This is a genomic window from Iodobacter sp. (genome assembly GCF_025352645.1).
GTDB lineage: Bacteria > Pseudomonadota > Gammaproteobacteria > Burkholderiales > Chitinibacteraceae > Iodobacter.
The window spans coordinates 16,761-28,614 of the sequence record NZ_JANXSO010000006.1; the positions used below are offsets into that span (position 1 = coordinate 16,761).

Genomic DNA, 11,854 nt, shown 5'->3' on the forward strand with positions numbered 1-11,854 from the left:
CATTGATATTTGAAGCCCATGACTCCTATAGAACTACGTGCCTCGCTTGGCTTAGCCGGGCTTTATGCCTTGCGTATGCTGGGAATGTTTCTGATCTTGCCGGTGTTTGCGGTTTACGCTGGCAAACTACCCGGTGGCGATAATCATACGATGGTTGGTTTGGCGTTTGGCGCTTATGGCCTCACGCAAGCCTTATTGCAACTGCCTTTTGGCATGTGGTCGGATCGGGTTGGCCGCAAAAAAGTCATCTATATCGGCCTTGCCCTCTTCGCAGTCGGCAGCGTGATGTGTGCTATGGCTGATCATGTGGCATGGCTGATTGTGGGCCGCGCGGTGCAAGGCGCAGGGGCTATTTCTGCTGCCATCACCGCCTTATTGGCCGATTTAACCCGCGAAGAAAACCGCACCAAAGCCATGGCGATGATCGGCGGTAGTATTGCCAGCACCTTTGCGATTTCTTTGGTGGCCGCGCCCACGCTGGCGGCATGGATTGGTTTACCTGGTATCTTTTTGCTGACTGCCGGTTTAACCATTGCCGCCATGATCGGTGTGAAACAGATTATTCCTAATCCAACCATTTCGCGTTTTCATTCTGACGCCGAAATCAGTGCCACCCGCCTGCCCGCTGTATTGCGCAATCCGCAGCTTTTACGCATGAACTACGGCGTATTTGCCCTGCACGCCGCGCAAATGGCCATGTTTACTGTGATGCCGCTGCTGCTGACTCAATTAGGCGGGCTAGAGCTTACGCATCATTGGTGGGTTTATTTGCCCGTGGTGTTGGTTGGCTTTGTGCTGATGGTGCCAGCGGTGATTTATGGTGAAAAAAAACAACACTTAAAAGAAGTGTTTATTTTTGCCATCAGCCTGATGCTGCTCGCCCAGCTGGGCATGGCGCTGTATATGCCTAATCTGACCATGATTGTGGTGTGGTTGTCGGTGTACTTCATTGCGTTTAATATTTTAGAAGCCACCCAGCCTAGCCTTATTTCTAAAATTGCCCCAAGCGATGCCAAGGGTACGGCGATGGGTGTTTACAATACTTGCCAATCCTTGAGCATGTTTTTAGGCTCCGCAATTGCGGGCTGGCTGTATCAGCAGCATGGCAGCGTCACTGCTATCTTTTTGCTGTGTGCTGCACTGATGGTGATCTGGCTGTTTTTTGCCGCAGGCATGCAGCCGCCGCTGCCGGTTAAAACACAAATGTTCCATATTGGCGATAATTGGGAAGGCAGCGCACAGGCTCTGTCTGTTAAACTTGCCGCTATTGACGGTGTAAAAGAAGCCGTTGTGTTAATTGACGAACGCGTGGCCTTGCTGAAAGTTCTGCAAACAGGCTGGGACGAAGCTGCGGCGCGGCAACTGATTGAAGAGACGGCGGGTTTAACCACCCCGTCTGCCCCGTAAAAGATTAAAAAAGAGATAAACAAATGGCTTCATTAAATAAAGTAATTTTGATCGGCAATTTGGGTAAAGACCCAGAAAATCGCTTCCTGCCATCGGGCGGTGCGGTATGTAACTTCAGCATTGCCACCACCGAAAGCTGGAAAGACAAAGCCACCGGCCAAAAGCAAGAAAAAACCGAATGGCACAATATCACCATGTACAACCGCCTAGCCGAAATCGCCGCGCAGTACCTGAAAAAAGGCTCCTCGGTTTACATTGAAGGCCGCCTGCAAACCCGCAAATGGCAAGATAAAACCACCGGCCAAGACCGCTACACCACCGAAATCATCGCCGACCAAATGCAAATGCTTGGTGGCCGCAGCGGCAATAGCAGCGGTCCAGCTGATACTGGCTATGACGATGGCGGCTTTAATCAGCAGCCGGCTTATCAGCCACAACAAGCCGCCCCAGCGCCAGCTCGCCGCCCAGCACCTGCACCCGCTGCCGCAGCACCAAAAAGCTTTGATGATTTTGAGGATGATATTCCGTTTTAATCGAATAATCGCCCAAGCGAATGAAGCACAAAGCCCGCAGTGATGCGGGCTTTGTGCATTCTGAATGCTCAATTACTGCGTATAATCTGACAAATAAATTTATCCCATATTAAGAAAAAGCCAAGATGCTGCAAGATATACAAAAAACCCTCTGGTCGGCAGCGGATAAACTGCGCGCCAACGTCGATGCGGCCGAATACAAGCACATCGCGCTCGGGCTGATTTTTCTAAAATTCATTTCCGACTCCTTCGCCGCTCGCCGTGCCGAACTCACCACCCGTTTCGCCGATGAAAACGACGATTACTTTCTGCACGATGGCGATGGCGAGCTGCTGGCCGAAGAGCTGGAAGACCGCGATTACTACAAAGAAGTAAACGTATTTTGGGTGCCAGAGGGCGCACGCTGGGAAGCCTTGCGCGCCAATGCCAAGCAAGCCGACATCGGCAAGCGCATTGACGATGCGCTGGCGATTCTGGAGCAAGAAAACCCCAGCCTGAAAGGCATTCTGGATAAACGCTACGCTAGAGCCCCCTTGCCCGATGGCAAGCTCGGTGAACTGGTCGATTTGATTTCAACGATTGGCTTTGGGGCTGATCAAGGCAAAGCCCGCGATATTTTGGGCCAAGTGTACGAATACTTCCTTGGCCAATTCGCCAGCGCCGAGGGCAAAAAAGGCGGGCAGTTCTACACGCCGCAATCCATCGTAAAAACGCTGGTGGCCGTGCTCGACCCGCATCAGGGCAAGGTGTACGACCCCTGCTGCGGCTCGGGCGGTATGTTTGTACAGTCGGAAAAATTTATCGAAGCACACGGCGGGCAGCTGGGCGATGTGTCGATTTACGGGCAGGAATCCAACCCTACCACCTGGCGCTTGGCGGCGATGAACCTCGCCATTCGCGGCATTGATTTCAACCTTGGCCGTGAACCGGGCGACACCTTCACCAAAAACCAGCATCCCGACCTGCGCGCCGATTACATCCTCGCCAACCCGCCGTTCAATATCAGCGACTGGTGGCATGGCAGCCTAGAAGGCGATTCGCGCTGGGTGTACGGCACGCCGCCGCAAGGCAACGCCAACTATGCTTGGCTGCAGCACATGCTTTACCACCTCAAATCCGATGGCCGCGCCGGTATTGTGCTGGCCAATGGATCGATGTCGTCCAGCCAGAATTCCGAAGGCCAAATCCGTGCCTCCATGGTCGATGCCGACGTAGTCGAAGTGATGATTGCGCTGCCCGGCCAATTGTTTTTCAACACCCAAATCCCCGCCTGCCTGTGGTTTTTGGCCAAGAGCAAAACCAGCCGCCAAGGCGAAGTGCTGTTCATCGACGCGCGCAAGCTCGGCAAAATGATTTCGCGCGTGCAGTGTGAGCTGGATGACGAGGCGATTACCCGCATTGCCAATTTGGTGAAGGCTTGGCGCTCTTCTCCCTCCCCCCTTGAGGGAGAGGGCCGGGGTGAGGGGTATGAAGACATCCCCGGCTTCTGCCGCAGCGTGAAACTGGCCGAAATCGCCGAACACGGCTACGTACTCACCCCCGGCCGTTATGTTGGCGCAGAAGAAATCGAAGACAATGACGAAGACTTTGCGACCAAAATGACAGCGCTGACGGAAAAACTGGGCGAACAGATGGCCAAAGGCGCGGAACTCGACCAGCTGATTCGCCAGAAACTGGGAGGCTTAGGATATGAGTTCTGATCAACCAGATCAGCGCAAACAGCGAGGCAAAATCGACCGTACGGTTAGTTTTCCTGTGCCAGCTGAATCGATTGAAATGCCTGATAGCTATGCCATCACTTTAAATGAACTCAAGCAACGTATAGGCAGGGAGCGCTTGCGTGTGGTCTTGGCGAGTAATTCGGCCATGGTGCTGTTGTACTGGGAAATCGGCCAACACATCCTCAATAAACAGCAGGATGAAGGCTGGGGCGCACGGGTTATCGACCGGCTGGCTCACGATTTGCGCTTGGCTTTTCCGGATATGAAAGGTTTTTCACCGCGCAATCTAAAATATATGCGCAGTTTTGCCTCAACCTGGACAGATCAGGCCATTGTGCAAGCGGTGCTTGCACAATTAACCTGGTATCACAATATCGCGCTATTAGAGAAGCTCAGTGATCGAGAGGAGCGGCTGTGGTATGCGCAGCAAACTCTGGAATACGGCTGGTCGCGCAATATTTTAGCCATGCAAATCGAATCCCGCGCCATCGCCCGCCACGGCAAAGCGCAGAATAATTTTCCCACCACCTTGCCGCCACTCGATTCCGACATGGCCAGCCAGGTGTTTAAAGACCCATATCTGTTCGATTTTTTAGGCACCGACGCACCGCGCCGTGAAAAAGAACTGGAACAAGGGCTGATGGATCATATCCAGAAGTTCTTACTTGAACTCGGTCAGGGTTTTGCCTTTGTCGGGCGACAAGTTCATCTGGAAATGGGCGATCAAGATTTTTATCTGGATTTATTGTTCTATCACCTCAAGTTACGTCGCTATATCGTCATCGAACTGAAAGCCCGCGAATTCACCCCCGGTGATGGCGCACAACTGGGCATGTATATGACAGCAGTCAATCGCCTGCTCGCTCATCCAGACGATCAGCCCGCACTCGGTCTGCTGCTGGTCAGAGAGAAAAATCAGATTCTGGTCGAATACGCTTTGGGAAATAGTAGCCAGCCGATTAGCGTCGCAGAATGGGAAAACCAGCTCACCCGCTCACTGCCGGAAGACCTGCAAGCCAGCTTGCCGAGTATCGAAGAAATCGAAGCGGAGTTGTGCAACGAGATGGAGAGCGGCAATGCGGAATAATCCAATGGTGCAAGTGGTGCTTGCACAAATAGGGTATTTGCTTGCAGCTTTTTATAATATTGATCTGCAGCGATATACCCATAATAAAACAACAGGCGCGGAATTCGACCAGCTGATTCGCCAGAAACTGGGAGGGCTGGGGTATGAGTTCTGAGATGCAAATGGGTAAGGAGAATTCGCCGTACAGCGGCAATGCGCCGGCGGATGAGGGTATGGCTCTAAACGCATCTAGTGATAAGGCTTGTGGCGCAATACCTACGGTGATTGCGCCCTACGAGGCTGAGTGGCCAGTTTTAGCCCTAGAAGATTGCCTTGATGCCCTAATTGATTACCGTGGAAAAACTCCGATGAAAACTGAGTCGGGTGTTCCACTGGTTACCGCAAAAGTGATTAAAGCAGGGCGAATTGAAACGCCTACGGAATTCATTGCCCATGAAGACTTCGACGTATGGATGCGTCGAGGCATGCCAAAACCCGGCGATATTGTCATGACTACTGAAGCGCCTTTGGGTGAAGTTGCTCAGCTTGGACATGAAAAAGTGGCACTGGCGCAGCGGGTTATTACTTTGCGCGGCAAAGATGGATTTCTTGATAATAATTACTTGCTTTATTTGATGATGTCCGAGGATATGCAGGAGCAACTGAAAGCTCGTGCAACAGGAACAACGGTGCTGGGTATCAAGCAAAGTGAATTAAGGAAAATTTCAGTAAAAGTACCGCCGCTAGATATTCAAAAGAGCGCAGCTTCAACACTTAAAGCCCTCGACGACCGTATTGCGCTGTTGCGCGAGACCAATGCGACGCTGGAGGCGATGGCGCAGGCGCTGTTCAAGTCGTGGTTTGTCGATTTCGACCCCGTCCACGCCAATGCCAATGCCAGCACCAAGCAAATGATCAACCCCGCGTCATCCCCGAGTGATTTTGTCGGGGATCCAGCCGCGCCACTGGATTCCCGCCTACGCGGGAATGACGATCTACTCCCCCCCGAACTCCAAACCCTCTTCCCCGCCACCTTCACCGCTTCCCCACAAGGCCTAGTGCCGGAGGGGTGGAATGTTAGCAAAGTCGATGATTTACTAGAGCTGGCTTACGGCAAAGCATTAAAGGCTACAGACCGAATCGACGGCGATATCCCCGTTTATGGTTCAGGCGGTATTACTGGCTCACATAATCAAGCCTTGGTGAGTGGGCCATCAGTGATTGTTGGGCGAAAAGGAACTGTCGGTAGCCTCTATTGGGAAGACCGTCCTTTTTTCCCGATTGATACAGTTTTCTATGTCAAAACAGAAAAGCCATTGAGCTATTGCTTTTATCTTCTGCAAACCCTTGGGCTGCACGACATGAACACCGATGGGGCGGTGCCGGGGTTGAACAGAAATAACGTGTATCGCCTGCCTGTGGTGATGCCACCCGATGCAGTTTTCAATGCGTTTGATGACATGGCGGCAGCTATACGAGAAACGATTTTTACCAATAATCTGCAAGCCCAAACCCTAGCCACCCTGCGTGACACATTATTACCACGCCTCATCTCTGGCCAGCTCCGCCTGCCCGAAGCCGAAGCCGAAGCCGGAGCCGGAGCCGGAGCCGGAGCCGGAGCGCTACTTACGGAGGTGGTGTGATGTTGAATGGGTATATTCATGCAGCCATTGATTATCAATGGCTTGGGCTGGATAGGCTGGCATGTATAGTAAGCGGCAGCGTTCCGGTGGGTTACGCCGCGAAATACAGTTCCGTCAAAATAGACATTGCAGCGCGGCTAGCCCACCCTACCGCACGCCTGATCTCCGGCCAGCTCCGTTACGGAGGTGGTGTGATGTTGAATAGGCTGGCGGGTATATTAAGCCGCCGCGTTCCGGTGGCTTACGCCGCACAAATAATCTCCTGCCCAAAACAAAGTGCTTACGGTGGCTATTTTCTGATGTCAAATAACACTCCACACTGGAACAAGGCCGAAAATCATGGCTAAATTAGGTCGATTGCAACATATCAAAGTGGCAGGTTTTCGCTCCATTAAGTCACTTGATCTGGCGTTAGAGCCGCTCAATATTCTGATTGGTCCAAATGGGGCGGGTAAATCCAATTTCATCAGCTTTTTTTGCTTCATGAACCGCTTGCTGGATAAAGATCTGCAATTGCATTTACGTACGCAGCTCAATGGTGCGGATAAGGCGCTGTATTTTGGCCGCAAGACGACTGAAGCGCTGGAGATTGATCTGCATTTCAGCCCAAATGGCTATCACGCAAAATTGCTGCCCACGACGGATGACTCTTTGGTATTTGCTGAAGAAGCAGCGTTATTCTATGCCGCTGAAATTGGCTACGGAGGGGGTACAAAATCCTACCCATTGGCTGGCGCTGGTGCGCTGGAGTCCGGTTTGCCTTCGGCAGGCACAGCAAGACCCGCCGAGCATGTCGCGGGTTATTTATCCGATTGGAAGGTGTATCACTTCCATGACACCAGCGATACCGCAAAAGTTAAGACCAGCTATAGCCTCCATCAAACTGCTCGCCTGATGCCGCAGGGAGAAAATCTGGCTGCGTTTTTGTTTGGCATTCGGGAAGCACCTGAATATTTGCGGATTGTAAAAACGATCCAACGCGTCGCGCCGTTCTTTCATGATTTCGTGTTTCAGCCAGAGGCGAACGATATGATTCGGCTGCGCTGGAAGCATAAGGGGAGCGATGATTATTTTGATGCCACGATGCTATCAGATGGCACATTGCGATTTATTTGCCTGACCACGCTACTACTACAACCGAAATTGCCGACGATGATTTTGCTGGATGAGCCAGAGCTGGGTTTGCATCCGTTTGCGATGCAATTACTAGCTGCAATGATGCGCTCGGCCAGTGAAAAAACGCAGATTATTGCTTCCACACAGTCGGTGACCTTGGCGAATCAATTTGAGTGGCAGGACATGGTCGTCGTGGATCAAATCGACAATCAGTCCCGATTCAGACGATTAGAGGCAAATGAAGTAGAAAGCTGGTTGGAGCAATACAAGCTAGGCGAAATCTGGGAAATGAATGTATTCGGAGGGACGCCAGAATGATTCGTCTGGGAATCAGCACCGAAGGCGCGACCGAACGCGAGTTCGTCAGTCGGGTATTGCGGCCACATTTAGCCGCATTTGGTATTCAGGCGACTGGGGTTGACCTGCGTGGCAATATCAGTCTCGATAAAATCCGACATGCACTGCCCGCCATGTTAGGCAGTTTTGATGTAGTGAGTTCGATGTACGACTTTTATAAGTTCAAAGGCCGCGATAATCGATCAATAGATGAACTAGAGGCTGCGATTCTTGCTTTGGTCAGTCAAGAGCAGCAGGCTCGATTTATTCCCTATGTGCAACGCTATGAGTTCGAAGCCTTGCTGTTTTCAGTACCAGAACAAACGGTGAGCTGGCTGCAGGGAAGCGCTGCCACTTTAGTCAATATGCAAGAAGCCGTACGCCGTTGCGGCTCGGCTGAGCTGGTCAACGATAGTCCACAAACCAGCCCTTCGCATCGAATGAAAAGTTTGTTTGCAGGCTATGACAAAAAGCTGCACGGCCCCGATATTGTTGAGCTAGCAGGTCTTGCAGCCATCCGTTCGGAATGTCCGCGCTTTGACGGATGGCTGAGCCGTTTAGAGTCGCTAGTAGATTAACGAATCCGTGTGGGGCAGGTGCTGGATGATTCAGCATCAAGCTCAACACTGGATGCACGCTACCTACCCTACTGGGCATAAGTGCTTTAATGCAAATCGCTTCACTTATATCTAGGTGAAAAATCCATGCTGACATGTCGATTTTTCGCTTATTTTTAAACATATTCTGAGGATGTGTCGATTTGATCGACATAAATCACCACGATGACCGAAGACCAATTAGAACAAGAAGCCCTTAGCTGGCTGGTTGAAACAGGTTATCGCCATCTCTGTGGCTATGATATTGCGCCCGATGGTAAAGACGCAGAGCGCGCTGATTATATGCAACCGGTTTTAATTGAACGTCTGCGCTCCGCTATTGCACGATTAAATCCCTTGATTCCTTTAGTGGCACAGGCCGATGCGCTTAAGCAGGTGCTGGATTTAGGAACCCCCGCTTTATTGGCAGCAAATCGGCATTTTCATGGTTTGCTGGTGAATGGTGTGCCGGTGCAATACCAGAAAGACGGCGAAACACGCGGGGATTTTGTAAGGCTGATTGATTGGGATGCAGCTAGCCCTCTCCCCTTACCCTCTCCCGCAAGCGGGCGAGGGGGACTGTTTGCGGTGCAGTCTGGTTTAAATGAATTTCTGGCGATTAATCAGTACACATTAAAAGGCGCAAAACATACCCGCAGGCCGGATATTATTTTATTTGTAAATGGCTTGCCGCTGGTATTGCTGGAGCTTAAAAATCCTGCTGATAAAAACGCGGATATTTATAAAGCATTCGAGCAGATTCAAACTTATAAAGCGCAAATTCTTGATGTATTTCAGTACAACGAAATTCTGGTGATTTCGGATGGCTCTGAGGCGCGGATGGGATCGTTATCGGCCAATGCCGAGCGCTATATGCAATGGCGCACGATTGATGGCATTAGCCTTGATCCATTAGGGCAATTTAATGAACTAGAAACGCTGATTCGCGGCATTCTTGCGCCTGCCTATCTGCTGGATTATTTGCGCTTTTTTGTGTTGTTTGAAGACGATGGCACGCTGGTCAAAAAGATTGCTGGTTATCACCAGTTTCACGCTGTCCGTACAGCCATTGAACGAGTGGTTACAGCATCTCGCCCCGATGTGATCGGTGGCAAAAAAGGCAAAGGTGGCGTGGTCTGGCATACACAGGGATCGGGCAAGAGCATCACTATGACCTGCTTTGCCGCGCGAGTGATGCGGGAAGCGGCGATGGAAAACCCGACCATTGTGGTGATTACCGATCGTAATGATCTGGATGGCCAGTTGTTTGGTGTGTTTTCTTTGGCGCAGGATTTGCTGCGCGAGCAGCCAGTTCAAGTAAGTACTCGGCAAGACTTGCGCGCCAAATTGAGTAACCGGCCTTCGGGTGGGATTGTGTTTGCCACTATCCAAAAGTTTGCACCGGGTGAGGACGAGGATGTATTCCCGCTATTGTCGGATCGCCACAATATTGTGGTGATTGCGGATGAGGCACATCGCACGCAGTATGGTTTTGAAGCCAAGCTCAAACAACGCCTGCCAAAGCATATTTCATCCGCGCCTGAAGTTGCTACGGCTGGCGTTGTTCAAGAGGCGAGCCCTCCGTATTTAACAAGCACTTATCAGGTTGGCTACGCCCAGCATCTGCGCGATGCGCTCCCCAATGCCACTTTTGTGGCCTTCACCGGTACGCCGGTGTCTAGCGAGGATAGAGATACCCGTTCGGTATTTGGTGAATACATCCACATCTACGATATGCAGCAGGCCAAAGAAGATGGCGCGACAGTTGCGATTTACTATGAATCGCGGCTGGCCAAATTAAGTCTTAAAGTCGATGAAATGGCTCAGATTGACGATGATGTCGATGAGCTGGCCGAGGATGAAGAAGAAGGCGAGCAAGGCAAATTGAAATCTAAATGGGCAGCATTGGAGCGGATTGTCGGCGCCGAGCCGCGTATTGCCAGTGTGGCGGCTGATTTGGTCAATCACTTTGAAACACGGCAGCAAAGCCAGTCGGGCAAAGCCATGGTCGTGGCGATGAGCCGAGAGATTTGCGTGCATTTATATAATGAGATGATCAAGCTACGCCCAGATTGGCATAATGATGATCCAGAGCTGGGCGCGATCAAAATTGTGATGACAGGCTCGGCCAGTGACAAGGCTTTACTCCGGCCTCACATCTACCCTAAGCAAGTCAAAAAGCGGCTGGAAAAACGCTTCAAAGACCCAGCAGACCCGTTGCAATTAGTCATCGTGCGCGATATGTGGCTCACCGGCTTTGATGCGCCCTGCGTGCATACGTTGTATATCGATAAGCCCATGAAAGGGCACAATCTGATGCAAGCCATTGCACGGGTGAATCGTGTATTTCACGATAAGCAAGGCGGTTTAGTTGTTGATTACATCGGCATCGCTAACGAGCTAAAAGCGGCGCTGAAGGAATACACCGCCAGCAATGGGCGAGGTAAACCGACGGTGGATACGGCGGAAGCGTGGGCGGTACTCGAAGAGAAAATCGATATCTTGCGCGGCATGTTGCATGGCTTTGATTACAGCGAATTTATCACTGGCGGCCATCGCCTGTTGGCAGGCGCAGCTAATCATGTGCTGGGATTAGCAGACGGTAAAAAGCGCTTTGCCGATAATGCCTTGGCAATGAGTAAAGCATTTAGCCTATGCGGCACCATGGATGAAGCCAAAGCCGTGCGTGAAGAAGTCGCCTTTCTGCAAGCGGTGAAAGTGCTGCTGATTAAGCGGGATCTGAGCGCTAAGAAACGCACTGATGAAGATAGGGAACTGGCTATTCGCCAGATTATCGGGCAAGCGGTTGCCTCTGATGAAGTGGTTGATATCTTTGATGCGGTGGGTTTGGAAAAGCCAAATATTGGCCTGCTAGATGACGATTTCTTGGCTGAGGTTCGCAATCTGCCCGAGAAGAATCTGGCCGTAGAATTGCTAGAGCGCTTGCTGGAAGGGGAAATCAAATCCAAGTTTGCCAGCAATGTGGTGCAGCAGCGCAAGTTTTCTGAGCTACTGACGGATGTGGTTAAACGCTATCAAAATCGCAGTATTGAAACTGCGCAAGTGATGGAAGAATTGGTCGCCATGGCCAAGAAATTTCGTGAAGCGGCTGCACGTGGTGAAGCCTTGGGCTTATCAGAAGATGAAGTAAAGTTTTACGATGCACTGGCGAATAATGAGTCGGCGGTGCGTGAACTGCCGGATGAAACGCTCAAACGCATTGCGCATGAGCTTACGACCAATTTGCGAAAAAATATCAGCGTGGATTGGTCACAAAGGGAAAGCGTGCGTGCCAAATGTAAAGGCTCAGCCGCTCCACCGCCTTGACGCTTAAGTTTCTGCTAGCAGTCGTAGCGGCAGTAATTCATCGATGCGGCTGTTTGGCCAAGTGGGTAACTTTTCTAAGGTGTCGGTCAGCCACGCTTGTGGATCGAGT

General features: G+C 51.3%; 11 protein-coding genes. 10 read left to right on the plus strand and 1 reads right to left on the minus strand.

The features are described from left to right. Positions 1 to 18 precede the first annotated feature (18 nt). The 10 genes from Q0R17_RS00515 (at position 19) to Q0R17_RS00560 (ending at position 11,745) form a co-directional block, all read left to right on the plus strand. Positions 19 to 1,407: an MFS transporter gene (locus Q0R17_RS00515; protein ID WP_293930978.1), complete on the plus strand. Its 1,389-nt coding sequence runs from the start codon at positions 19 to 21 to the stop codon at positions 1,405 to 1,407. 23 nt (positions 1,408 to 1,430) lie between these two features. Then, positions 1,431 to 1,940 (plus strand): single-stranded DNA-binding protein, encoded by a 510-nt coding sequence (gene ssb / locus Q0R17_RS00520; RefSeq protein ID WP_293930979.1) that lies wholly within the window; start codon positions 1,431 to 1,433, stop codon positions 1,938 to 1,940. Positions 1,941 to 2,065: 125 nt separating this feature from the next. Beyond that, entirely contained in the window at positions 2,066 to 3,640 is a 1,575-nt protein-coding gene (locus Q0R17_RS00525; RefSeq protein WP_293930980.1) for a class I SAM-dependent DNA methyltransferase, read from the plus strand. Then, positions 3,630 to 4,748, plus strand: coding sequence for a YhcG family protein (locus Q0R17_RS00530; RefSeq protein ID WP_293930982.1), 1,119 nt, complete (start codon positions 3,630 to 3,632; stop codon positions 4,746 to 4,748). The genes Q0R17_RS00525 and Q0R17_RS00530 overlap by 11 nt, the downstream gene beginning before the upstream one ends. Next, complete coding sequence (locus Q0R17_RS00535) at positions 4,738 to 4,902, plus strand: hypothetical protein (protein WP_293930985.1); 165 nt, start codon at positions 4,738 to 4,740, stop codon at positions 4,900 to 4,902. Before Q0R17_RS00530 ends, Q0R17_RS00535 begins: the two co-directional genes overlap by 11 nt. Beyond that, positions 4,892 to 6,370 (plus strand): restriction endonuclease subunit S, encoded by a 1,479-nt coding sequence (locus Q0R17_RS00540; protein ID WP_293930988.1) that lies wholly within the window; start codon positions 4,892 to 4,894, stop codon positions 6,368 to 6,370. Before Q0R17_RS00535 ends, Q0R17_RS00540 begins: the two co-directional genes overlap by 11 nt. Continuing rightward, entirely contained in the window at positions 6,370 to 6,717 is a 348-nt protein-coding gene (locus tag Q0R17_RS00545) for a hypothetical protein (RefSeq protein ID WP_293930989.1), read from the plus strand. The genes Q0R17_RS00540 and Q0R17_RS00545 overlap by 1 nt, the downstream gene beginning before the upstream one ends. Then, the gene (locus Q0R17_RS00550) at positions 6,710 to 7,804 is read left to right on the plus strand and encodes an AAA family ATPase (protein WP_293930991.1); all 1,095 of its coding nucleotides are present in this window, start codon (positions 6,710 to 6,712) and stop codon (positions 7,802 to 7,804) included. Before Q0R17_RS00545 ends, Q0R17_RS00550 begins: the two co-directional genes overlap by 8 nt. Next, positions 7,801 to 8,400 carry a DUF4276 family protein gene (locus Q0R17_RS00555; protein WP_293930994.1) on the plus strand — a complete coding sequence of 200 codons (600 nt, stop codon included), beginning with the start codon at positions 7,801 to 7,803 and terminating at the stop codon, positions 8,398 to 8,400. The genes Q0R17_RS00550 and Q0R17_RS00555 overlap by 4 nt, the downstream gene beginning before the upstream one ends. A gap of 204 nt (positions 8,401 to 8,604) precedes the next feature. Further along, entirely contained in the window at positions 8,605 to 11,745 is a 3,141-nt protein-coding gene (locus Q0R17_RS00560) for a type I restriction endonuclease subunit R (protein WP_293930997.1), read from the plus strand. Between the two features lie 3 nt (positions 11,746 to 11,748). Here Q0R17_RS00560 and Q0R17_RS00565 read toward each other — a convergent pair. Next, a partial coding sequence (locus Q0R17_RS00565) for a transposase domain-containing protein (protein ID WP_293930999.1) occupies positions 11,749 to 11,854 on the minus strand: 106 nt, incomplete at its 5' end.

Coding starts and splice junctions, on each gene's coding strand:
- ssb (WP_293930979.1), top strand. CDS start 1,431: ATGGCTTCATTAAATAAAGTAATTTTGATCGGCAATTTGGGTAAAGAC.
- Q0R17_RS00515 (WP_293930978.1), top strand. CDS start 19: ATGACTCCTATAGAACTACGTGCCTCGCTTGGCTTAGCCGGGCTTTAT.
- Q0R17_RS00535 (WP_293930985.1), top strand. CDS start 4,738: ATGCGGAATAATCCAATGGTGCAAGTGGTGCTTGCACAAATAGGGTAT.
- Q0R17_RS00550 (WP_293930991.1), top strand. CDS start 6,710: ATGGCTAAATTAGGTCGATTGCAACATATCAAAGTGGCAGGTTTTCGC.
- Q0R17_RS00540 (WP_293930988.1), top strand. CDS start 4,892: ATGAGTTCTGAGATGCAAATGGGTAAGGAGAATTCGCCGTACAGCGGC.
- Q0R17_RS00555 (WP_293930994.1), top strand. CDS start 7,801: ATGATTCGTCTGGGAATCAGCACCGAAGGCGCGACCGAACGCGAGTTC.
- Q0R17_RS00560 (WP_293930997.1), top strand. CDS start 8,605: ATGACCGAAGACCAATTAGAACAAGAAGCCCTTAGCTGGCTGGTTGAA.
- Q0R17_RS00545 (WP_293930989.1), top strand. CDS start 6,370: ATGTTGAATGGGTATATTCATGCAGCCATTGATTATCAATGGCTTGGG.
- Q0R17_RS00530 (WP_293930982.1), top strand. CDS start 3,630: ATGAGTTCTGATCAACCAGATCAGCGCAAACAGCGAGGCAAAATCGAC.
- Q0R17_RS00525 (WP_293930980.1), top strand. CDS start 2,066: ATGCTGCAAGATATACAAAAAACCCTCTGGTCGGCAGCGGATAAACTG.